This is a genomic window from Shewanella sp. LZH-2, assembly GCF_016859145.1.
Lineage (GTDB): Bacteria > Pseudomonadota > Gammaproteobacteria > Enterobacterales > Shewanellaceae > Shewanella > Shewanella xiamenensis.
The window spans coordinates 1,423,722-1,445,403 of the sequence record NZ_CP069350.1; the positions used below are offsets into that span (position 1 = coordinate 1,423,722).

The window sequence follows — 21,682 nt, forward strand, 5'->3', positions numbered from 1 at the left end:
AACGGTGTTAGTTTACCGCTCCCAATAAGTGGCGGATATCATCTATAACCGCTTGTATTCCTTGGTGTGATTCAAAGACTCTTGTTGCTTGGTTTTGGATAGACCTTCTTTGTTCGGGCTCTGTAAGCAGTTGTTGTAACATCTCCTTTGCTTCTTCCAATGTGTTGCTCACTAGACAACAGCGTTCTTGATTGAGGGCGATGAGTTCGGCTTCATCACAGAGATGTTGAGGGGGAAGAAGTAGGGTTGCTGCTTTCCCATAAATGGACTCAAATAGCGATAAGCCATAACAGCTTAAAATGATCTCTGATTGAGCGATTATCTCTTTAAGGTTGTCAGGATTTTGTTGAACCACTATGGCTGAATTGGGGGGCAGTTGGGGAGCAGGAGCCAGTGGGCCTTGAATCCATAAAATGGGCCAATCAGTACCAATGGAGTCCAGTATCGTTGGGAGTTCTCGGCCATAGCCCAACGCATCGCTACCCCCCGTGAGAACTAGAATTTGTGCTTGTTTAGCCGCTTGTGGAATTGTGCTAAAGAGATAATTTTGCCAGCCAGCGGATATTTTTGGATGATGGGCTGGACAATTGAAGCTTGGAATAAATAGCCAATCCAGTACATCCAGTAGCGGTACCATTTTATCTATGCCCACTCGCTTTGTACCACGCTTAGCTAGCCCTGCTAGCCTATTGGCAAATGATTTTAAGTCGATAAAGTTAGGATGAAAATCAACTAGTACTAATGGATTTTGATCTTCGGTTAGTGCGCTGAGCAATGCTTGCTCATCCTCATGCCACACTACTTTTGAGCTTGAGTCTAATCGTTGCCCAGCTTCGCTATAAGCGTGAATATTTACTCCTATGCTTAAATGTTCTTGCAATGCATTGGCAATCAATTCTGAGCGCTTGAAATGTCCTAAACCTATTTGAGGCCCCAGATGACAATAGATACTCGCCTTAGCATAGTTTTTGTTAGCTGCCTTTTGTTGTACATGGGCATTTATGGCGAACAGGGCAGAATCTTTTAGTAACTCTTCTTGTACCCACTCTAAACTGACAACTGTTTCAGTTGGATTGTTTACATACCATCGGCGATAGACTTCAACCATAAAGCGATAGTCTGCATAGGTATCTACTGAGATACGATGGGTGATTTTTCCATAATTACCGCTGTCATCGATATATAGTTTTGTTAATGCAGGTCTTAATTTATCACCATATCCCACATGCTCCCGTGACATTACACAATCACTAACGGCCATCAACCTATTCCAGCCAGATCTAGTATAAAACCCCATCCCTTCATGGAGTGAAATGATCCCTTCTTTGAGTGTGATAGTGTCTTTATCCGAGGCTTTCAGGGCTCGCAGAGCGTGATCGATAAAATTGGGGTCTATAAGTGGGCAATCACCACAGATATACACGATATAATCAGGCTGTTGTCGTTGGATGATCCTATCAAGCCTGCCCATCAGATCATTAACATCACCTTCAAAGGGGACACAGGTTAGCTGGTTTTCTTGTGCCCAATTGATTAGGGGTTGGTTGAACTCATCTGCAGTTGTGGCAAGTTCTATTGCACTAATTGTGCTACATGTCTTTAGGCGCCTTAAAATATGGCCAATGATAGGAAGAGTATTACCAGCGGCATCACAAGCAAGTGGTAGCAAATGTTTACCAGCTAAGCGACTAGAGTTAAGGCGTGCGCCAATGATGGCGAGTATTTTGGTCATAGATTAATACTCTCAGGGGTAATGCAGAGATTGAAATCGAGTAAATTGCCACCTTCCTTGAGTGTCTCATCGGCTTCTGCTAACGAAAACCATAATCGATTAAGGTATTTATCATCTATTTTTTTACTCGAAATCATGGGGAGTGCAGCACAATTGGCGGGATCCCAAGTTAATCGCACGCCACATTGGCCGCTGCCAAACCGAATTTGGCCAGCAGTAGCACCAATGGCGCTATTTGCGGAAACAATTGAAGAAACAGGAGAACCTTGGTCCATATCCTCTTGTATTTGAAAAAACTCTTCCTGTTCACCACCGAGATTGGTCTGGTACCAGGCTCTATTATCACAGCCGAGTAAAGTCAGATAACTGAGTCGGATTGAGGCTTCAGGGCGCTGCTTGTCCTCAAAGAAAAGGCCTGTATGCAAAGATTCATGCTCGATACGGTACCATTTAATGATGGCGCCACTTTTTAATGATTGACGGCAATAAATCACTAAATTGCCCTCTGCGCAGCCCAATTCATAATTCACCCGATTGAGATCGGTGACACGATCACGTGCACGAAATCGTTCCATTAACAAATGATTCGAGTAGAAATCAGCACCATAACTAATATGGTCGAAGAAACCATGGGATAAGGTACCTAGGACGGGTTCAAAGCCGTGGGACTTAAAGGCTAATTTATCAATAGCCAATCCACGGTTACCATTTAGGCTCAGGTGTACTTTAGGGGTACGAATATGCAAACGACGTCTTTGTGTATCGTACTCAATCTGAATATCTTCTTGTGCTTCCCAAGGCGCAAATACTGGTGCATTAGCGGGATTAGCAACCAAGTTAAGTTGCTGATAGCGTTTTGCGGTGATATGGGTACGCAGATCGCTTGCCCACATACGGCATAAGTTTCGCCAGTCTTGCTCTGTTGCATGTGGATTATGTGCGAGTGTGGTGAATCGTTGATAGCATAGACTGTTGAGTAGGAGGTCATTACGACCACTTAATCCCCAGCGGCTAACATTATATTTAGCTTGTTTTTTGACTGAAACCGGATGCTCTGCATTGGTGATTTCCACCGCATTTGATTCTTGCCAAAACTTAAGAATGTGTTGAGGCAACTGCCAACAATAGTTGTCCATCCCCGCAAGAGTGTTAAAGAGGGTGGAAATCCGCTGCCATTCCCCTTCAACGTGATCCGCCTCAGTTTGATAGCGCCCGGGACGAAAGTCGAACACTTCGGCATCACTGCCATAAACTGGAAAGGCCAACATGCCAGGTTTGAAGATTTTAACGAGATAGTGCAGATAATCTTCTAGTGTTAATTCACCATGAACATAACGCTGGAACTTTTGAAAAGCGATTGCGTGGTTCCAAATCACCTTAATTGTTCTACCACTTGCGGCTTGTAAACTCTGTGGCCTATCTAACAGTGTGTTGGACCAGTTTGGATTATGGGAGTAGGGATTATCCCATTCCACCACTACAGCTTCAAAACCTTGATCGATATAAACATCTAAGAGCCCTGCTGAAACGGCTTGCTCATTGATATAGGCAATTTGAGGACGCACCCCAAGCAAGGTGTGATAGGTATCCTGCCCAAGACGGAGGTTAGCCTGATTGACTTTTGCAGGAACCAAAGGCCCAATAATTTGGCTATCACCGCTGGCGATAAGTTCGCACATTCCTTGTTGGAGCAATAGTTTGAATTCCTGTACCCACAGAGGGTCAACCTGTTGAACTGCTTCTAAGGTATAGGCCGTCATTTCAATTCCAACAGGAATACCTTTTTGCGCTATCTGTAGGAGTGGCCAATAGCATTTGCGAATGACTGCGGCATGTTGTTCATTTTCAATGGAGGAAAAGGCCAAGTTTAAATGGAACACTGTATATAGTGCGACGGATTGAACCTCTGGCATTTTCGCTTACACCTTAGTTGTTAAATGGCTAAATGAGATAGTTAAGTTTAAAAATTACAAATGCAGTAGATGTATCGCCAGTTACTAACCAACGACTAAAATCTTAGCAGTTATCAGTGGGTTGTTACAACGTCATATTAATTGGCTTAAAATTTGCGTATTCTTTGATACGCCAACTTACTGGCATTATCCACCTGAGGAATAGAGATGCATCAAAAAACATCCGAACAACATATGGGACATCTCGTTGACGAGATCAATGGTTTCCAAGTGATTGAATGTCAAATGTGTGGATTTAAACACATCCATCCTCTGCCAACGTTAGCCGAGCTTGAAAAAATCTATCGGCATGAATACTACACTCTAGATAAACCTCTATTTCTCCAAGAAACAGAAGAGGATAAAAATTGGTGGAACACAGTTTATTCCGATCGCTATGATACTTTTGAAGAGTTTTTACCTACTACGGCTCGACGTATATTAGATGTAGGTTCTGGCCCAGGTTATTTTGTGAGTTATGGCCAGAAGCGGGGTTGGAAATCGATGGGAATTGAACCATCTGCGCAAGCTTGTGAGCACGCAAGGGGGTTAGGGGCTGAAGTCGTTGAGAATTTCTTTAATCATAAGACCGCGACTTCACTAGGAAAATTTGATGCAATTCATGCAAATGCTGTTCTTGAGCACATCCCTAATCCAAGAGAAATGGTATCACTTTTTAGAGAATCTCTAGTACAAGGTGGGATATTATGTGTTGTTGTTCCTAATGATTACAACCCATTTCAAGAAACGCTGCGAACGTATGAGGGATATCGTCCCTGGTGGGTGGCACCACCACATCATCTTAATTATTTTAGCTTTGAGACCTTAGGAAACTTACTGACCTCTGCTGGATTTGAGGTTGTGCTGCAGGAGACGACTTTTCCAATCGATATGTTTTTACTGATGGGGGATAATTATGTTGATTCTCCAACCCTTGGACGTACTTGCCATAAAAAGCGAATTAGATTCGACAGTCAATTATCACTGTCGGGTAATAATCATATTAAACGAAAATTTTATCAGGCACTTGCTTCCGCAGGAATGGGGCGAGAAGTCGTCCTTTTTGCAAAGAAAATCTAGGTAAGTCATTAGGGATATCTATGAGTAATATTAAAGTATTGATCCAAGCTAGCTCTCGTTCTTGGGCTGGAGGACGGGATATTTGCATGGGGCTTGTGAATGGTGAAATTACCGTTGCTCGAACGATTAAGCGTGCATTAAAAGCGTTTCCAGCGGCTCAGCTATGTTTGGTGGCTCCAGAATTTGACCAAGATGGGGAATTGGGTGGGGTTATTGAGTATGTTAAAGACAAGCGTTTGAAAGCATTTTACGGGTTTGATGAAAGCCCCCTAAAACGTATGATTGCAGCATCAATAGAGTTAGCTGACAATGATTATATTGTTCGTATAGACGGTATTCATTTCTGTTTTGATGTTGAACTTAGCCAAAAGATGCTAGCTCTTGCACTGCAAAAAAAACTAGATTGTATAAAATTACCTGCTGATTTTCCTGTTCATTTTAGTTCGGAAGTTTTCCGTGTTGGAGCTCTTAGGGAGTTAGTAAAGTTACTGGATAAACCTGAGTTGGAAAAGTTTAATATTCATCCAAAAATTTATTTTGAACTCAATCGTTATAATTATAATTTTGAATATTTAAGGACCTTACCACAATATTCTGATGAATATTTGAGAGAATGTCGAAATTTGGCGAAGGACATTTATGATATTCCCCGTTTAGAAGTAGGTAGTAAGCGTACGATCTGGGCTGATACACCTAGTTATCACTATCAGCTGGCTCTTGAGTATTTAAACTCTAATATGAAAGTTTTAGATATTGCTTGTGGTAATGGATACGGCGTGAGAATGATGTCTACATTTCTTGCTGAAGTTCATGGAGCTGATTTGGATCCCGAAATTATCAATTTAGCTAAAGCTTATACCCATGAAAAAAATGTAGAATATTATATTGAAGATATTACTAATTTGTCTTTCGAAGATGATAGTTATGATGCAGTTACTTGTTTCGAAACATTAGAGCATATACCTGAGGATGATTGCTTGAAAGAATTACGGCGAATCATTAGGCCTGGTGGTATGTTGGTATTAAGTACGCCTCAAAACAGCTATGGGCATATTCCTGTCAATGCCTGTCATATAGTGGAATACAGTTTAGATGCTTTACTTAAATTAGTCGGACGATATTTTCTCGTAGTTAAGGTGATTGGAATTAAGGCCGGAACTATTCATAGTGATGCCGACCCATACGGAACTAATACGGTTCTAGTTTGTATTAAACCATTTTGAAAAAATTGCTTAATACTTTGATTTTATTTATTTTTTGCTTCGTAAACCACTTTGATTTTTGATAGTGCAGTCTGAGCTCTTGTAATTGCCATAGCTTTATCATCAGCTGTGGCGATTGCGAAACCAGTTCTTTGTGTATGATTGGCAAGTGGATAAATAATACTTCCCGGTTCAATGAAGATTTTTAACATTTCAATCCCAGGTTCGCTGCTTGCATCTGAAACTCCTTCAATATGAATCACTTTACCTGAAGGTAAATCAAGGTAACGTATCGCCACTGCGCGCTGCTGCTTGATTGAAACATCTTCATCGCTTAACTGCTCTCCTAAGGCTAGTTTTATTGCCTTTTCAATGAAGTTGACCCCAGTTGCAAGAGGTATTTGGACTGTTGAAAAGAATCCTCCTGATAGCCGCCCTGCAATTTCAATAACCTTAGCACCCTGATCCGTGTAGACCATATCTCCTTTGGCCACGCCTTGGTTGATACCAAGTGCTTCCGCTGCTCGTTCAACAGTGGCTATAACCTCAGCTTTGATGTTTGCATTAACGCCCGTAGGGGCATCGCCGCCATTTTCAATGATAAAAGGCTTTGTTCGAGGGAGCCACTCATAGTTACGGTCGGCAAAACCGAGGGTATAGTAGTGTCCACGATCGACCAAGGTTTCTGTACTGAACTGTGGGCCCTCGAGATATTCTTCTAACATGACCCTTGAAGTGGGGGATTCTTTAGCTGCCAATTCCCATGCGCTATCAAGTTCTGAGGCCATATCTATCAGTTGAACCCCACGTGCGCCACGGCTATCAACGGGTTTAATAATTAATGGAAAACCTATGGCACTAGCTTGTTCGGTTAATATCGATTTGTCCGACACATCAGCAAAGCGGGGAATGGGAATCCCCTCTGATTGCAGTTTAACCTTCATCGCCAATTTGTCCGAGACTAAAAAAGCACTTTCCAGTGATAGCCCTGCAAGTCCCAGTGCATTACTAACTGTTGCTACGCTAAGTGGCACATCTGCACACATAGCGATCACACCGTCCACTGAAACACCCATGTTGATCAGAGCTTGGGTTTTACTTAGGATTCCTTGGCCATGGTAGGTGCTTTCAATTATTCTCCAATCTGCCATTTCTAAGCCTGGAGCATTTGGATTACCATCGACAATGATGAGTTTTAGTCCCATTGATTTGGCGATTTTTATGCCTTCACAGGCTTCGACGCCTGCACCAATGATCAGTAAGTGTTTATTTTTATGTGTCATACTATTGCTCTAGTATCATCAACATTATGCAGCCGTAATGTATTTATCCCTTTGTTTCTAAGCCAATATAAAGCATCAAAAATTTCCTTTTCAGAGGCATAAGACGAGATTAGTACGGTATCTCCAACTTGCCAGTCGATTTGTTGTGGATCTTTGCAAATCCATTCTCCCTGTCTTAAGCCCCACTTTAGGGATGAAGTGTCCGTCAGGCCAACAATCCTGCTGTGGTCAAGCAGATCAGTGTTAGCGAGCAGTTGACAGGTGTGTATTCCTGCGCCCCAGAGGAAAATCCGCTGGCTTTGTTGTAATGACAGTTTTATACGGTCAACACAGTTTTGCCAGTAACTAAGCTCTTTTTGACGGTATTCACTTAGTCTTTTACGGTTTAGCTGGACGTCCATCTTCATCACATCATAGTGGTGCTGCTCACGTGTGCTGGCCAGTATACCTATTATAGGGGAGAGGTTGCTGTTAAAGTGTTCAACCACAGAAACGGGCCAATAACCTGCCTGCGTTAGGCTGCAGATCAGGTTTTCTTTGGTGTAATAGTTAACATGCTCAAAGGTCAAAAATCCTGGACACAAACTTGCAGCGGTAGCCATTAAGGGGACTTCTACATAGATAAATTTTTCACCCGGTGTATTTTGGATTTTACGGCATTTATCGAGGGTCACTTGTGGTTCGTAGATATGCTCCAAAACATGGGTTAGCAGGATCAGCTCAAAATCTTTGTCTGTCTCGAAATCTTCAGCTGTTCCATGAATGCAATCAATATTATAAAGGCGTTTGGCAATCTCGACTGCAGTACTTCCCGGCTCAACGCCCATAACAAGTTCAACTCCCGCTTGGCGAAATCGTGAGAGGGTGTAACCATCAGAGCTGCCAATCTGCATTGCAGACTTAGGCAAATGACCAATACCCCGCTTAATAAATTGGATTTGTTCATCTAAATCGCGAATTTTTGCGCTACTTGGTAGCCCTTGGCGACCTGGGTTGGTATACACTGCAATTGAACTATAAATAGTCATCATATCATCGTAGCTAACTGATGGACTTTGACATACGGAACCGCACTTAGGGCAGATTGAAAAGCCGATTTCTGTTGGTGCAAGACCCGGCAACATCCAAGTTGAGCTAAAAACATTGTCGGTTTTGGCTGCGCATAAAAAGCAATTTCTTATCATTAGAGCATCCTTATCCGAAGTACATTCCGCCATTGGCATTTATGGTTTGTCCACTGAGATAATCACTATCTTGGGAGGCGAGAAAGAGGGCGATTGAGGCTATATCTTCAACTTGGCCAAGACGTCCAACTGGAATTGCCGCTGCTTTTTGTTTGCCAGCCTCAGTATTCAATTCATGCTCAGTCATTTCTGTTGCAACTAAACCTATAGCAATCGTGTTGGCTCTTATCCCATCTCGCGAATAGATTTTTGCAATTGATTGGCTTAGGTTAATAAGCCCTGCCTTGGCTGCGGCATAGTGAACTTGGTTAAAGCCTCCCCACTGACCTCCAATGGAGCCAATGTTGATGATTCTGCCAAAGCCATGCTGTTGCATTGCAGGAATACAAGCTTGTGCGAGCAAGAATGGGCCGCGCAGATTAGTGTTCAGCATAGTGGTAAAATCATCGGCAGTAATGTCGCTAAAGGGCTTTTCCTGGGCTATGGCGCCATTATTAATCAGTACATCAATACTTCGATTAAAATATTTTTCGACCTCAGTAATACATTGTTTAATACTCTCAGGTTTTGATTGATCCAATGCAAAAGCGGCTACCTTATCTCCTAAGATGTTAGCTAATGACACGGCTTTATCTTGGTTATTAAGGTAAGTTATAGCGACCCAATATCCCGCCTCCGCAAAGGCTTTGGCGATACCGGCACCAATTCCTCTGCTTCCACCTGTGATTAAAACGAGTTTAGACATTTGATGGATCCCTTGGATTACCTTGCATGTCAAAGTAAGGCCACATTTTATCTGTTGTTTGACCCCCTAATAGCATTGGGAGGACATCATGCTGTGTGGCAATTTCGATATGAAGCAGAATAGATTCATCGGTCTCAATAAATTCAGCCAATGTTTGTTCTAGTTTAGCGCTATCACTACAATGCAATGCTTTAATGCCGTAACCTTGAGCTATTAAGGCAAAATTAGGCGATTGTTTGTTACCGCAAGCAGTATCGGTTTCCCAATTCATTAATTGGAATTGAGATACTAAGCCTAGTCTGTGGTTATCCAGAACCAGTATTTTGATCTTAAGGCCTAACTCCTTGATCACGCCCAGTTCTTGGATATTCATTTGAAATGAACCATCACCCGCAATACATAAAATGGTGGACTCTGGTGAGTGGATTGCAGCACCTATTGCGGTTGGAAGGTCATATCCCATGGTGCCATGGCCTGCCGAGGTAAAAAGCTGGCGATGGGGGAGGGCAAATCTAAAGTGCCTTGCAACCCAATGTTGATGTGCGCCAACACCTGTGGTGACGATAGTGTTCTCTGGTAAAGAGTTGCTTAGTTTTTCTAGCAAGAGTTTAGGTGCAATTCCTGGATAATCTGGGTAGGGCCAAGCTAATTGCGCTTTCCACTGCGAAATAGTGTTATGCCATAGCGATAGATTAGGTGGCGATAATTGAGCAAATTTGGGGTATAAGGCATCAAAAAATTGCTCAAGTTCAGCTTGAACAGCCTTATTGTGAGCGATACGACTATCAGTTAATTCTCCAATATCTAAATCGACTCTAAAAATTTTCGCATTGGAGGCAAAGGCTGTTTTCAGTGTGCCAGTTTGGCGAACATCTAATCTGGAACCTAGTACCAGTAATAAATCACACTCAGCAATGGCTTTACCTGCTAATTGGCTACCTGTATGGCCATGAAACCCTAAAGACCCAGAATCATCGGTGTCCAAAACTCCAACGCCTAGCAAGCTATGGCTCACTGGCGCAGGCCAGTAGTTTCTTAAGGTACGGATTGCATCCACTAATGCGGGTGATGTCATACCATTGCCGCAAATAATCACTGGTTTTTGCGAATGTTTAATGGCATTGATTAGTTCATCTATAAAAGTGCCTAGCTCAGTGTTATTGACTGGATAAGCAACCATTTCGGGAACTTTGATGGATTCAGTTGCTGCACTGCGTTGAACGTCCATTGGTAAATCAATCGAAACCGGGCCTTTTCTGCCTTCTAAAGCCAGTTGCCATGCAATAGGAAGAATAGCGTATAGCTCTTCACTGTTTTTAGGTTGGAATTGTCCCTTAGTGATAGGTTTCATCAATGATGGGGTATCAACTTCTTGGAATCCAGATTGTCTTACTCGTTTTTGGCCTGTGAGGTCGCTAGTACCCACTTGGCCCGTAAATACTAACATCGGAATACCATCAAAATAGGCATCGGCGACGGGCGTTAATACGTTGGTTACACCTGGGCCTGATGTTACTGCCACTATACCTGGTAATTGGGTTAGTTTACCTTGAGCCAGTGCAGCATAACCGGCGCCTTGCTCATTTCGTGAAGTGTAAACGGTTACTCCGAAACGTTTGCAAGCATCTAATAAAGGAGCGATGGTTCCACCGGGATAATTGTGAAATGCTTTAATCCCTTGGTGGGCTAAAAATTCAATAATAGCATCTGCTACTACTGTAATTGGGGACATACTCATTATTCTGATACTCCAAACTTTTCTCTTTGAGACTTCATTGGGCGTAATCCATCTTGCGGATCGGCTCGCCATTCTCTATCTGAGGCTTCGCTGGCAACAAATTGTTTTACTGGGTTTCCATCAATGACAGTTGCAAGTTTGACTCCCTGAATTACCGTTGCAATTTGTTGTGGTAACCAGCAATGACCAGCAGCGTATTCATCGCCTGTTTCATCTAAATCTAAATGGAACTCGACAACATCGGCTTCCCATCTGTGTACGGCTCGATTAATGACAGCACTGGAAACAGTATGATCAGACCATCCAACTTTAACTTGGTAACGATTTCTAAAACTACCTAAAACGGCTAAGTTACATTCACGTTCTGGGGTTGGATATGCAGAAACACAGTGCAGTAAGGTAATGTCACTGGCACCATTTTCTTTCAAGGTTTTTAACGCGTGATCGATTTCTTCTATCGTGGCCATGCCCGCTGAAATCACAACTGGTTTTCCTGTTTTCGCGCAGGCCGCGAGTAGGTTGTCCCAAAGTAATTCATAGGATGCGATCTTGTAGAAATTCACAAAGGGTTCAAGCTCTGCTACCGCGTCGAGATAAAACGGGGTACAAGAAAACTGAATACCGTATTCATCGCAGGATTGCTTGAGTTGGGGCAGAAAACTGACGGGCAACTCCCATTGTTTACGCTTACGATGCATTTCACTCTTAGATAGAATCTCAGGTGCAAACAGTTCTTCAATTTTAAACAGTTGAAACTTAACGGCATCGCAACCTATGTCAGCAGCTGTTTTGATAAATTCTATGCAACGCTGTAAGTCTCTATGATGGTTACTAGAAACTTCGGCGATAAAGACAGGGGAATGTTTAGTCATAGTGGCTCACACAATGGTGTTGATAACGTATTAACGGCAAATGACAGGGAAGCTTTAAATTAGTGTTTTAGCGACTGACAAGGGCAATGAGCTCATACTCTAAGTAATCAGCAAGATTAAGCCAATCGTGTTGCTCCTGAGCTTGTAGCATTGGCGCCAGCATTTGCTGAAACGAGGGTAATTGCATCAGCTCGGGGTGATGTTTCTCTATTGAATCGAGACATAAACGAAATTCCACTGATGCCTGAGCTTCCTTGCCTAAACGGAAGGAGTGGGCCGCTTGGCAAAGCATGTCTTCAAGGGACTGTTTTGGTGAAGGTTTTGGCGAATTATGTGGTTTAGACGACATTAAATCAGCTCCTTATATTGCGAACCGCGGATCTTCGCGCCCGATAAACTGGCTTGGTAAAACTTCACCTGTGGATGTTTAGCAATATAGCGTTCTAAATGTCGTAAATAAGCGCGAAGATTTAGATCAGTTGCAATCCGTTGACCTTTACCATTAATCAACCAATGTTTTGCTTCTCTCACCTTTTGTATCACAGCTTCAACCCATATTTTTTCAGATTTGTCCTTGCTTTCAAATGGATAATCATTCCAAAAAGCATGACTTTTATTATTGCAGTAACAAAAGTCACAGCCTAATAGTGTGATTTCCTTAGCATGTAACTTAACGGCTAAATCAATTGCTGGGTGAATCACACTGCCATTTGTAAACAGTCTCAGCTTGGGGTTCAGCTGGGCCATGCTGTCGTAAATTTTACTTGTGCCATAAGCCACAAATCTTGGCCCTAGCCAATGGGCTAATACTTCGGGGGCTACCCGAGGAAAATACACAAGATTGATTTCTTGGGTTTCTGACAAAGGCAAATGATAGGAGGATATTAAACCGTCAATACAGACCACGATATCAGGCTTAATCTGATGATGAAGTAAGCCACGTAAAGCCGTATCCGCAGCAATCAACAAGGGTTTCGATGGGCTTAAACTCAGTTGCTTAAGATAAGCATAATGTTCTTCTAAAGACGGACCTGAGCCTATAACAATTGCTTTGTATGGATTGTAGCTTTTCGTTAAATGGGCAGCATCAGGATCGTTGGTAATAAAAACCTGATTATCGGCAAAGCGCTTAAGGATCTCAGGATCATCGATTTGATGGTGTCGATTGGTGAAATCACGATTAAGCTCCATCACCAAGAGATCCCTCAGTGTGGCATTGTCATCACTGACGAGATTGAGATCTGGGGTAATGGCAACATTCGGAAATTGCAGCGTGGCACTGGGCATCGCATTTAATAGCACATTCGGATGACTGAGCCATTCCCTTTGATCGGTGTAACAAAGCAGTAATGCGAATACGGCTAAGTTTAAAATGCAAACTTCGATTTTTTGATATTGCGGATTATCCGTTAATAGACTCGGCACATCACCCATACCCACGCCATAAACCGTGACTTGGTGAACATTTGAGGGAAGGGTACTAATAAACAGCTGTGCTTCAGCGATACGGTCATGGCGACTGCTGAGCTGAATACCATTAACACTGATAGTTTGGTTTTGGCCTTGAACTAAGTGCGCATCAAGATGGTCAATTGATTGGCTTTTTATCGCAGCAGCCACAATTGGCCAGCGTTTAGCAATAATACTCAGATTAGTGGCAAATAGTTCAGTCATTCCGTTTCCTCGGAAGCTTTCGTGTTGATATTACCGACATCACTATCTGGTCTCTCCACAGGGACTCGAACCCCGATCGGCCGCTTAGGAGGCGGCTGCTCTATCCTGTTGAGCTATGAAGAGACGCTGGTGATTATACTGGTTTTATCTTTGATTAAAAGGCTTATGATTTAGTTGCTTAAATCTTAAGCGCGATGTCGTTTATCTGTACATTGTAAACCGCATTTTGGTCAACGAGTACGGCTGTTGCACTTTCTTCACTCACTTGTTCAATTTGCACTGTTGCTCGGCTTTTGGTAGCAATGGCACGCATTTCATTGAGTCTATCCGGTAAATTGCGTTGTAACACCACTTGGAACTTATCACCAACTCGAATGCCATGTTTTCGGCCTAGGTTGAGAATAATCCGATCTCCTTGACGACTGACAACTTGCCCAAGTAGTGGTCTACAGTTGAGCGTGTTATCAATATCGCGAGTCGCTTCTTGCAGCAGTTGGCTGATATTTTTGCCGTAGGATGAACGCCAAAATCTATCACTATTGGGGGCAACAATGGCTTGTTCCTCAAATTCCCACCGAGCCGATGTGCTGTAGGTTTTGTTCCATACTTCTTCACCGCTAATGCCGTGATAGAGGCTAAGCTTTAATTGGAACTGCCTTTGTGGCGCTTCATCCCACCATCCCATAAAGGTGGCTTGTACTGGCTCGGTTGAAATATCAATAATTTGCGGTAGTAAAATGTATTGGCTATCGGTAATTTCACTCAGCCAACTCGGAAGTCTATAGCCGCGGATATCGACCAGTTCTTGTGCGATATCGAGTCTTTCTTTGGCATGGATATGGCTGTATCCAGTTGATGAGTAGCCATCAATACTGTTACCGAGTCTTTCGGAGATGACTTCTTCAAATCCTGATAATTGGCCGTAGCGTAATTGTGCTCGATCTTTTATTTGGGCTTGGGGAATAAGGATCGCGGCTTTTAATTGGCCCGTAGGGCATTGTTGTGTTGGGTCATCATTTAGATCGAGCCTGAGCGACACATAAATTTTATTCCCTTGAATGCGTTCACTTACTAACTGAATACTAATCGCTTGAGCGTTACGATTAATGGCGAAGCTGTCTTGCGTGAGATTGCCGTTGGTGGTTTGTTGTTCACTGGATATTTGGATCCCGGTGCTGAGGGTGGCATAGCTAACCGCTTGATTGATGGCTTCTTCCCGCGCTTGGGCGATGTTGCCATTAGTGATGATTGCTTCACCACTGGCTTCGACCCATTCTGCTTGCGCTTGATTAGCTTGAAGTGCGGCCAGCAGTAGGCTGCTAATGATGAGCAAGTGCTTTCTGAGTATGTTCATTAATAAGCCCTTCAGGTCAATTGTGCCAATCAGTTGAGTCAGTTTAATGGCGGTTTTATTGGCTGTAAAAGCAAGTTTCGTGCCTAATTTATGAAATATACCCAAACCATCTGAAGTTGCTGAATAGGTATAGAGGGTAAAGTTATTGGCACTGTTGTCGATAATCAGGTGAGTTAATCAAGGATTGTATTTTGACTTGGTCTAATATTTGCAATCTTTTTGACTAAAGATTGCGGCTCGCTTTGAGGCGCATTGATATCGATAATGAGGTTATTCCCATGCTAAAGCGTGCGTTCATTCCCCTGGCTCTTTTGGCGCTGATTGGGTGTGCGACTAAACCCGTTGTGCCGCCAAAACCTAGCCTAGTTGATGGCAATGGTTTGCCGCCGACAGCGGTGATTAATCATTTAGCGCAGCGTATTGTGACTGAGCTAGTCAAGCAAAATGATGCATTGCGTCCTGATCAACCTATTGTTGTAACTACACCAGTATTAGTTGGCGACATGACGAGTACGAATGCGGTTGCGCTGCAATTGCAGCAGGGACTCATGGCATCGTTGCACAGTTTTCAATTTAATGTGGTGGAGTTAAATCTCGCTGATGGACTGCGTGTTACTGGTGAGGGCGATTTTATTTTGACGCGTGACTGGCAAAAATTGTCTACTAATTTGCCTGTTGACCATATTGTGGTATCCACGATGAGCCCGACGACCAATGGCTTAGCCATTAATACTCGAATCGTTACCTTAAGTAACAACCGAGTGGTGTCAGCTTCACAGACCTTTGTTACACAAAAAGAATTAAGCAATTATATGCAGCCCTCTGAGCAAGTGATCTCCCACGATGGGATTTTATATCGTCAGTCGGCTCCCGGTATGAATGAAGTGCGTGTATTAGGAGATGGAAAATGAAACGCTACCTGTTGGTGATTGCGGCGCTTCTACTGACAAGTTGTGCCTCTAGAGACAAGTATGTACAGTGGGAAGATGTTCCTCCATCTAGCTTCCCTAAACTAACGGCCATTGGTTATGCCCCGTTAGCGACTCAACCAGCGAAAGAGCAATCTCAAAGAATGTTGATGGCGATGCAAGCATCCAAAATTGTGGCTTACCGTGAGCTAGCTGAACAAGTATATGGTCAAAAGATCACCGCTAACAGCAGTGTCAGTGATTGGATGCTAACCGATGATAATGTTAAAGCTTCAGTCACTGGGGTGATCCGCGGCGCAAGAGTAGTTAAAAGTTATCCCGCAGGTGAGCATTATGTTACTGAGTTAGAACTTGATTTTTCTAAGGTATGGCAAATCTATCAACAGCAGAGTCGGCCACAGAGAATTAAAGAAGTCACTTACTTTTAAGGTGTCATCTCCTATCAACCAGAAGACAAGCATGAGATGGTTTGGGTACAGATAATCGATAAACAAAAACCGCGCTTACTAAGCGCGGTTTTTGTTTGAAATCCGTTTGTACTTATAACACCTTACGCTTTTAGATCATTGCCTAAGCTTGAGATTGTTGAGGTTTTACCTTTATCGTTATACGTCAGCGTGGTGGCATTTCGGCTCGCCTGCAAGGCTTGAGCAAAGCGGTTTAGGCTTGCAAGATTCATCTCGATCAAACTAGCATTTTGCGCGTTGAGATCTTTGCATTCCGCGAGAGCCTCTTTAACCACTGCCATTTTATCGGATAGCTCAACTTGCTCCGTGAGTAAGGCTTTATCGCTGTGACTAGCCAGCAAGTCATCATTTGCTTTAAGGGCTTGTAGACATGTTGATTTTTGCTCAGCAAGCGACAAAAGCAAATCGGCGTTTTGGTCAACCAAAGCGCCTTTTTCCTTAAGAATAATTTGTTTAAGAACAGCCAAATGGGCGTGTTGTTGATCTACCAGTTTAGCTATTTCTGTCATAGTTACTCTTTATTAAGCTCATTTAATTCTGCTTCGAAGCTGGCAATATTTGCAGCCAACTTTTCGGGATCAATTTTATAACGACCTTCGGCAATGGCTTGTTTTATTTCGGCCACTTTCTTTTGGTCGACTTCAGGTAGGCTGGCCATTTTGGTTTGAGCTCCTTGTAACTGTTGAGCTTGAGCCGTAATGACAACAGAGTCACCTTTTAGTTGAGTTGATTTAGCCGCTACCTGAGAGGTTTTCTCGCTTTCGCTGCTTTGTTTAGTGCTGTTTGAACGGACTTGTGCGGCCGCTCCGGCGTTAAATTTGCTAATATCAATTGCCATTTTAGGCTCCAGCGTCATGTATACGGATTTCTTAACTGGGGTATCGGCAGCTTATCGAAAAGCTTTAGCTTATTTTACATTCTAACTTCTACTTCGCCAATCTCCGTAATTATGGCATCTAGCTCTTTGTTAGAACTGCTATTTTTGATTCGAATTTGGTCGCCGATATTACCATCTTGCAGCGCCTCTCCCACAGTTTTTAGTACGAAGTTATTTGAACGCACATAAATCGACACTGTGTCATTTTTACAGACAAAGCAAAGGTTGTTCGCAAAAATAGGATAATTTTTCGCGACTCGGCGTTTAACTCTAACGCCTGTAAGCTGATTAGTATCGCTAAATTGCATACCACGCAAACTATTTTGGTCAACATAGCGGATCTCGACCTGTGAAGGACTGATTAATTCACCTGGCGCTAAGGTTTCGGTTGCGACCACAACAGGAAAAAGAATGTCTACTCTAACAGACATAAAAATCTGCCAAGGGTAGGCGAGATCGGGGGTATCACAACTGACTTTTATGGTGTTATTACGGCTAATTTCGCGTTCTGAAGCTAATTCGACCCTTATTGGTGATGTGCACTGTGCTGGCAGCATTCGGTTATCGACCGTTTGTGGATTAATGTCGACTTTCGCATTTGCAGGTACAGCAATCTTTTCATTAATAAGGGCTTTAGCTAATTCGGATATCGCCGATACGCTAGGTATCACGGGTTCAGCCTTAGCTGTCGTGGATAGAAAAAGTGCGAAAATACTCAAAAAATAGACTAAATTTACTTTCATAATGAAGAGACTAGCTTGTAACGCCAGAATACACCTATACTTTTATCAAGCGTGAAACTGTTCAATGCTTCTTTCTTAGATTTTTGGTGTCAGAAGTTTGACTTAGTTTCAACTATGTTTATCGATAACAAGACGTAAGCAATTAATATGCCTATACTCAAACGAGTTTTAGGGCCGTACATAAACAGAACAACAAGGCAGAGTTATGTCGAGTATTCTTGATTCAGTCAACAAACGAACCCAACTCGTAGGTCAAAACCGGCTAGAACTATTGCTATTTAAGTTAAATGGTCGTCAACGGTTTGGGATAAACGTATTTAAAGTGAAAGAGGTTTTGCAATGCCCGCCATTAACAACATTGCCTAAACTCAATCCTTACGTCAAAGGAGTTGCCCATATTCGCGGCACAACTATTTCTGTTATCGATCTGAGTGCGGCAACGGGAGGGCGTCCGTTAGCGAGCACTGAAAATTGCTTTATCATCATTTCGGAATATAACCGTAGTGTGCAGGGGTTCTTGGTTAGTTCTGTTGAACGTATTATCAACATGAACTGGGAAGCTATTATGCCGCCACCGCAAGGTGCTGGGCGTTATTCCTATTTAACCGCGGTTACCGAGATTGAAGGTGAGTTGGTTGAAATCTTGGATGTTGAAAAGATTTTAGATGAAATCTCACCTGTCAAAACGGCTATTAGTGAAGAGGTTAATGAGCAACTTACTCTCGATAGAAGTCAGCATTACCATATTATGGTGATTGATGATTCTGCGGTGGCACGCAAGCAAATTATTCGGTCGTTAGAGTCGTTAAATTTACAAATTGACACGGCAAAAGATGGTCGTGAGGCACTTGATAAGCTCAAGGCCATTGCAAGTGAAATGAATAACGTTGCCGATGAAATTCCACTCATTATCTCCGATATTGAGATGCCCGAAATGGATGGTTATACCTTAACGGCTGAGATCCGTGATGATCCTAAGCTTAAAAATATCAAGGTGGTACTGCACACCTCATTAAGCGGTGTCTTTAACCAAGCCATGGTACAAAAGGTTGGTGCCAATGACTTTATCGCAAAATTTAACCCTGACGAATTAGCTGCGGCAGTGAACAAGCATTTAAGTTTGTAGTGAGAGTGTGGGTTAGTGCCTAGTTGAGCTTTACGCTATAATCTAGCCCTTATTACATGATTGTTGTGCACTTATTTTGGTGCTTGCTATAGGATCTAGGACGTGAATGTGCCTGATAAATCACTCGCTGAAGCAGAATATAATCAATTTAGGTTGTTCTTAGAACAACATAGCGGCATCGTGCTAGGTGAAAATAAACAATACCTCGTACGTAGTCGTCTCGCGCCATTGATGGGCAAATATAACCTTCCTTCGTTATCCGATGTGGTAAAGCATTCGATGAAACCCACGGAACGAGCTTTACGAGCTGAAGTTATTGATGCCATGACCACTAATGAAACCTTATGGTTTCGTGACCGTTATCCATTTGAATTGCTTAATAATGTGCTATTACCAGAATACAGTAAGTTAGGTAGACCTTTAAAGATATGGTCTGCAGCTTGCTCGTCGGGTCAAGAGCCATATTCTTTAGCTATGACCATATTAGAGTACCAGCAAAAAAAACCTGGGGCGCTGCCTGGTGGTGCCTCGATTCAAGCAACGGATCTTTCGCCTTCTATGTTGGAGCGTTGTAAAAATGCTGAGTATGATAGTTTAGCGTTAGCACGTGGATTGTCTGAAGAACGTAAGCGGCAGTTTTTTGATGCTTTGCCTTCTGGCAACATGCGCATAAAAGATAACGTTAAACGTCTCGTCAATTTCCGAGCTCATAACTTGCTCGAGAGTTACACTTTGTTGGGTAAGTTTGACATTATTTTTTGCCGAAATGTGTTGATCTATTTTGCCCCTGAGGCAAAAGCAAAAATTTTGCGGCAATTTGCTGCCGCGTTAAATCCCAAAGGTATCCTCTTTTTAGGCGCATCCGAATCCATTGCTGGCCTTACTGATGAATTTGATATGGTTCGTTGTAACCCTGGCATTTATTACCAAAAGAAAACTTAAGGATTTGATTTTAATTGATAATTACCGGCATAGTTCGGTAATTTTTTTATCTGCTATATCCCTCACAAACTTTATTACCTCCCATAAAAGTATTGGCACATGAATTGCTTTGTTCCCGTGAGTGACACGATGGAGGCAATTTTATGGCGATTAATTTTGATAAGGCACTGGGTGTTCACCAATTCACCTTGGGGATCCGTGCTGAGCGGGCTGAAGTGATTTCAAGCAATATCGCAAATGCTGATACGCCACATTATAAAGCCCGTGACGTCGATTTTTCTGCCGCCTTAAATGTTGCTAAAACCCAGCAACAACAGCGTAATAGCTTAGAGATGACCGCTGATGAGCAGCATTTTGGGCTAGCGCAGCTAACCGGGCAGTACGTTAAATTTCGAGTGCCGAATCAACCCGATACAGGGGATGGCAATACTGTCGACGTTCAACAAGAGCAATCAGCATTTATGCAAAATGCTCTCGAATATCAAATGTCTCTGGGGTTTTTAGACAGTAAATTTAGCGGTATGAAAAAAGCGCTGAGAGGGGATTAATCATGAGTTTATTTAATATCTTCGATGTTGCGGGGTCTGGCATGTCAGCCCAGTCTCTGCGGCTAAATACTACCGCGAGTAACATTGCTAACGCAGATTCAGTCTCCAGCAGTGTAGATAAAACTTACCGTTCTCGTCATCCTATTTTCGAAGCCGAAATGGCCAAGGCGCAAAGTCAGCAACAAGCTTCCCAAGGTGTCACGGTGAAAGGCATAGTCGAGAGTGATAAGCCCCTATTAAAAGAGTATTCGCCGGATCATCCGATGGCGGATGCTGATGGCTTTATTTACAAACCAAATGTCAATGTCATGGAAGAAATGGCTGACATGATTTCAGCTTCTCGCTCATATCAGATGAATGTTCAAGTGGCTGAGGCGGCAAAATCTATGCTGCAACAAACACTTGGGATGGGTAAATAATATGCGTTATTTAGGAGGTACGTTGTGAGCCTCATTAACCAACTGAGTCAAACCTCATCGCAGCTGACTCAAACAAACACTCAATCGAATACGGTATCAACCAATACCACGAAAACCTCGACTAGCTCGACAGGTAACCCATTTTTGGATGGATTACGTTTGCCGAATAGTTCTGCTGTTCCAGAGGCTAAGAGTCAGCAGCTCACTCAAGAGGATTTTTTCTCATTACTCAGCCAGCAGTTATCGATGCAGGATCCCTTCAAGCCCGTTGATAACGACCAGATGATTGCACAGATGGCATCTTTTTCTACTGTCGATGGCATTTCTAAGTTAAATGATCAAATTGTTAATTTAAACAGTGTGATGACATCAAGCCAAGCTTTGCAAGCATCGGGATTAGTTGGGCGAAAAGTGCTGTTACCGACTGATACGGGTTATATCTCTGCAGAAAGCCCAGGCTTAAATGGTGTGATCAGTACTTCAGAGAAAATTCCCGTCATTAATGTTCGAATCGAAGATGATAAAGGGCAGGTCGTTAGAACATTTACTGTTGATGGTAGTAAGGGTGGTAACACTGATGTCAAGTGGGATGGTTTGAATGATAAAGGAGAACCCGTTGCTGCAGGTAATTACTCGATTAAAGCATCGGGTTTGGTGAATGATAAATCACAAGCGTTAGCTGTATCGACCTATGCGCATGTGACCAGTGTTTCTTTAGGTACAGCAGCGACTGGCGCCATTTTGAATCTCAAGGGTGGAATGGCCTTTAAACTGTCGGATGTACTTGCGATTAGTGAAGTTTAATCGTTATCAAG

The 21,682-nt window shown here is 42.8% G+C and carries 22 protein-coding genes and 1 tRNA gene; 9 read left to right on the forward strand and 14 right to left on the reverse strand.

What is annotated here, in order from left to right; translation table 11 throughout:
• Nucleotides 1-7: 7 nt before the first annotated feature.
• Together JM642_RS06425 and JM642_RS06430 are read right to left on the reverse strand one after the other, a co-directional pair.
• Nucleotides 8-1,732, reverse strand: coding sequence for a glycosyltransferase family protein (locus JM642_RS06425; protein WP_203433197.1), 1,725 nt, complete (start codon nt 1,730-1,732; stop codon nt 8-10).
• Complete coding sequence (locus JM642_RS06430; protein WP_203433199.1) at nt 1,729-3,645, reverse strand: glycoside hydrolase; 1,917 nt, start codon at nt 3,643-3,645, stop codon at nt 1,729-1,731. Before JM642_RS06430 ends, JM642_RS06425 begins: the two co-directional genes overlap by 4 nt.
• A 207-nt stretch (nt 3,646-3,852) precedes the next feature.
• Between JM642_RS06430 and JM642_RS06435 the strand changes: the two genes are divergently transcribed.
• Together JM642_RS06435 and JM642_RS06440 are read left to right on the forward strand one after the other, a co-directional pair.
• Nucleotides 3,853-4,764, forward strand: a complete 912-nt coding sequence (locus JM642_RS06435; protein ID WP_203433201.1) for a class I SAM-dependent methyltransferase — start codon at nt 3,853-3,855, stop codon at nt 4,762-4,764.
• Nucleotides 4,765-4,784: 20 nt separating this feature from the next.
• Entirely contained in the window at nt 4,785-5,987 is a 1,203-nt protein-coding gene (locus tag JM642_RS06440) for a methyltransferase domain-containing protein (RefSeq protein ID WP_144375211.1), read from the forward strand.
• 23 nt (nt 5,988-6,010) lie between these two features.
• Here the strand turns inward: JM642_RS06440 and JM642_RS06445 are convergent, their stop codons facing one another.
• The 9 genes from JM642_RS06445 to JM642_RS06485 form a co-directional block, all read right to left on the reverse strand.
• Nucleotides 6,011-7,249, reverse strand: a complete 1,239-nt coding sequence (locus tag JM642_RS06445) for an ATP-grasp domain-containing protein (protein WP_203433203.1) — start codon at nt 7,247-7,249, stop codon at nt 6,011-6,013.
• Entirely contained in the window at nt 7,246-8,472 is a 1,227-nt protein-coding gene (locus JM642_RS06450; protein ID WP_239000494.1) for a methyltransferase domain-containing protein, read from the reverse strand. Before JM642_RS06450 ends, JM642_RS06445 begins: the two co-directional genes overlap by 4 nt.
• Entirely contained in the window at nt 8,444-9,178 is a 735-nt protein-coding gene (locus JM642_RS06455) for an SDR family oxidoreductase (protein ID WP_203433205.1), read from the reverse strand. Before JM642_RS06455 ends, JM642_RS06450 begins: the two co-directional genes overlap by 29 nt.
• Entirely contained in the window at nt 9,171-10,916 is a 1,746-nt protein-coding gene (locus JM642_RS06460) for a thiamine pyrophosphate-binding protein (protein ID WP_203433207.1), read from the reverse strand. Before JM642_RS06460 ends, JM642_RS06455 begins: the two co-directional genes overlap by 8 nt.
• Nucleotides 10,916-11,788 (reverse strand): N-acetylneuraminate synthase family protein, encoded by an 873-nt coding sequence (locus JM642_RS06465; protein WP_203433209.1) that lies wholly within the window; start codon nt 11,786-11,788, stop codon nt 10,916-10,918. The genes JM642_RS06460 and JM642_RS06465 overlap by 1 nt, the downstream gene beginning before the upstream one ends.
• Nucleotides 11,789-11,855: 67 nt before the next feature.
• Nucleotides 11,856-12,137, reverse strand: coding sequence for a hypothetical protein (locus tag JM642_RS06470; protein WP_088585280.1), 282 nt, complete (start codon nt 12,135-12,137; stop codon nt 11,856-11,858).
• Nucleotides 12,137-13,462 carry a 6-hydroxymethylpterin diphosphokinase MptE-like protein gene (locus tag JM642_RS06475; RefSeq protein WP_203433211.1) on the reverse strand — a complete coding sequence of 442 codons (1,326 nt, stop codon included), beginning with the start codon at nt 13,460-13,462 and terminating at the stop codon, nt 12,137-12,139. The genes JM642_RS06470 and JM642_RS06475 overlap by 1 nt, the downstream gene beginning before the upstream one ends.
• Nucleotides 13,463-13,509: 47 nt before the next feature.
• Nucleotides 13,510-13,585: transfer RNA gene (locus JM642_RS06480), tRNA-Arg, on the reverse strand.
• Between the two features lie 55 nt (nt 13,586-13,640).
• Nucleotides 13,641-14,816, reverse strand: coding sequence for a flagellar assembly protein FlgT (locus JM642_RS06485; protein ID WP_037420626.1), 1,176 nt, complete (start codon nt 14,814-14,816; stop codon nt 13,641-13,643).
• Between the two features lie 278 nt (nt 14,817-15,094).
• Here JM642_RS06485 and JM642_RS06490 point away from each other — a divergent pair, with 278 nt between their 5' ends.
• Together JM642_RS06490 and JM642_RS06495 are read left to right on the forward strand one after the other, a co-directional pair.
• A complete protein-coding gene (locus tag JM642_RS06490; RefSeq protein WP_037420623.1) occupies nt 15,095-15,727 on the forward strand; it encodes a FlgO family outer membrane protein in 633 nt (210 codons plus the stop codon).
• Nucleotides 15,724-16,173, forward strand: a complete 450-nt coding sequence (locus tag JM642_RS06495) for an LPP20 family lipoprotein (protein WP_037420620.1) — start codon at nt 15,724-15,726, stop codon at nt 16,171-16,173. Before JM642_RS06490 ends, JM642_RS06495 begins: the two co-directional genes overlap by 4 nt.
• A gap of 122 nt (nt 16,174-16,295) precedes the next feature.
• Here the strand turns inward: JM642_RS06495 and JM642_RS06500 are convergent, their stop codons facing one another.
• The 3 genes from JM642_RS06500 to flgA all read right to left on the reverse strand — a co-directional run bounded on the left by JM642_RS06500 (nt 16,296) and on the right by flgA (nt 17,832).
• Nucleotides 16,296-16,721, reverse strand: a complete 426-nt coding sequence (locus JM642_RS06500; protein WP_037420616.1) for a flagellar protein FlgN — start codon at nt 16,719-16,721, stop codon at nt 16,296-16,298.
• Between the two features lie 2 nt (nt 16,722-16,723).
• Complete coding sequence (gene flgM, locus JM642_RS06505) at nt 16,724-17,050, reverse strand: flagellar biosynthesis anti-sigma factor FlgM (RefSeq protein WP_037420613.1); 327 nt, start codon at nt 17,048-17,050, stop codon at nt 16,724-16,726.
• A gap of 74 nt (nt 17,051-17,124) precedes the next feature.
• Nucleotides 17,125-17,832, reverse strand: coding sequence for a flagellar basal body P-ring formation chaperone FlgA (gene flgA / locus JM642_RS06510; protein WP_203433212.1), 708 nt, complete (start codon nt 17,830-17,832; stop codon nt 17,125-17,127).
• 205 nt (nt 17,833-18,037) lie between these two features.
• Between flgA and JM642_RS06515 the strand changes: the two genes are divergently transcribed.
• The 5 genes from JM642_RS06515 (at nt 18,038) to flgD (ending at nt 21,671) form a co-directional block, all read left to right on the forward strand.
• Nucleotides 18,038-18,958, forward strand: coding sequence for a chemotaxis protein CheV (locus JM642_RS06515; RefSeq protein ID WP_037420608.1), 921 nt, complete (start codon nt 18,038-18,040; stop codon nt 18,956-18,958).
• A gap of 102 nt (nt 18,959-19,060) precedes the next feature.
• The gene (locus tag JM642_RS06520) at nt 19,061-19,900 is read left to right on the forward strand and encodes a protein-glutamate O-methyltransferase CheR (RefSeq protein ID WP_037420607.1); all 840 of its coding nucleotides are present in this window, start codon (nt 19,061-19,063) and stop codon (nt 19,898-19,900) included.
• 143 nt (nt 19,901-20,043) lie between these two features.
• Nucleotides 20,044-20,448, forward strand: a complete 405-nt coding sequence (gene flgB / locus JM642_RS06525; protein WP_037424822.1) for a flagellar basal body rod protein FlgB — start codon at nt 20,044-20,046, stop codon at nt 20,446-20,448.
• Between the two features lie 2 nt (nt 20,449-20,450).
• Entirely contained in the window at nt 20,451-20,867 is a 417-nt protein-coding gene (gene flgC, locus JM642_RS06530) for a flagellar basal body rod protein FlgC (RefSeq protein WP_011716396.1), read from the forward strand.
• A 24-nt stretch (nt 20,868-20,891) separates the two neighbouring features.
• On the forward strand, nt 20,892-21,671 hold the full coding sequence (flgD, locus tag JM642_RS06535; RefSeq protein ID WP_037420602.1) for a flagellar hook assembly protein FlgD: 780 nt from the start codon (nt 20,892-20,894) through the stop codon (nt 21,669-21,671).
• Nucleotides 21,672-21,682: the final 11 nt, after the last annotated feature.

Excerpts from the sequence above, each read along its gene's own strand:
- JM642_RS06470 (WP_088585280.1), bottom strand. The coding sequence starts at position 12,137 with ATGTCGTCTAAACCACATAATTCGCCAAAACCTTCACCAAAACAGTCC.
- JM642_RS06440 (WP_144375211.1), top strand. The coding sequence starts at position 4,785 with ATGAGTAATATTAAAGTATTGATCCAAGCTAGCTCTCGTTCTTGGGCT.
- JM642_RS06450 (WP_239000494.1), bottom strand. The coding sequence starts at position 8,472 with ATGCCAATGGCGGAATGTACTTCGGATAAGGATGCTCTAATGATAAGA.
- flgB (WP_037424822.1), top strand. The coding sequence starts at position 20,044 with ATGGCGATTAATTTTGATAAGGCACTGGGTGTTCACCAATTCACCTTG.
- JM642_RS06435 (WP_203433201.1), top strand. The coding sequence starts at position 3,853 with ATGCATCAAAAAACATCCGAACAACATATGGGACATCTCGTTGACGAG.
- JM642_RS06495 (WP_037420620.1), top strand. The coding sequence starts at position 15,724 with ATGAAACGCTACCTGTTGGTGATTGCGGCGCTTCTACTGACAAGTTGT.
- JM642_RS06460 (WP_203433207.1), bottom strand. The coding sequence starts at position 10,916 with ATGAGTATGTCCCCAATTACAGTAGTAGCAGATGCTATTATTGAATTT.
- JM642_RS06455 (WP_203433205.1), bottom strand. The coding sequence starts at position 9,178 with ATGTCTAAACTCGTTTTAATCACAGGTGGAAGCAGAGGAATTGGTGCC.
- JM642_RS06515 (WP_037420608.1), top strand. The coding sequence starts at position 18,038 with ATGTCGAGTATTCTTGATTCAGTCAACAAACGAACCCAACTCGTAGGT.
- flgC (WP_011716396.1), top strand. The coding sequence starts at position 20,451 with ATGAGTTTATTTAATATCTTCGATGTTGCGGGGTCTGGCATGTCAGCC.
- JM642_RS06430 (WP_203433199.1), bottom strand. The coding sequence starts at position 3,645 with ATGCCAGAGGTTCAATCCGTCGCACTATATACAGTGTTCCATTTAAAC.
- JM642_RS06425 (WP_203433197.1), bottom strand. The coding sequence starts at position 1,732 with ATGACCAAAATACTCGCCATCATTGGCGCACGCCTTAACTCTAGTCGC.
- JM642_RS06465 (WP_203433209.1), bottom strand. The coding sequence starts at position 11,788 with ATGACTAAACATTCCCCTGTCTTTATCGCCGAAGTTTCTAGTAACCAT.
- flgM (WP_037420613.1), bottom strand. The coding sequence starts at position 17,050 with ATGGCAATTGATATTAGCAAATTTAACGCCGGAGCGGCCGCACAAGTC.
- JM642_RS06475 (WP_203433211.1), bottom strand. The coding sequence starts at position 13,462 with ATGACTGAACTATTTGCCACTAATCTGAGTATTATTGCTAAACGCTGG.
- JM642_RS06500 (WP_037420616.1), bottom strand. The coding sequence starts at position 16,721 with ATGACAGAAATAGCTAAACTGGTAGATCAACAACACGCCCATTTGGCT.
- flgA (WP_203433212.1), bottom strand. The coding sequence starts at position 17,832 with ATGAAAGTAAATTTAGTCTATTTTTTGAGTATTTTCGCACTTTTTCTA.
- JM642_RS06485 (WP_037420626.1), bottom strand. The coding sequence starts at position 14,816 with ATGAACATACTCAGAAAGCACTTGCTCATCATTAGCAGCCTACTGCTG.
- JM642_RS06490 (WP_037420623.1), top strand. The coding sequence starts at position 15,095 with ATGCTAAAGCGTGCGTTCATTCCCCTGGCTCTTTTGGCGCTGATTGGG.
- JM642_RS06445 (WP_203433203.1), bottom strand. The coding sequence starts at position 7,249 with ATGACACATAAAAATAAACACTTACTGATCATTGGTGCAGGCGTCGAA.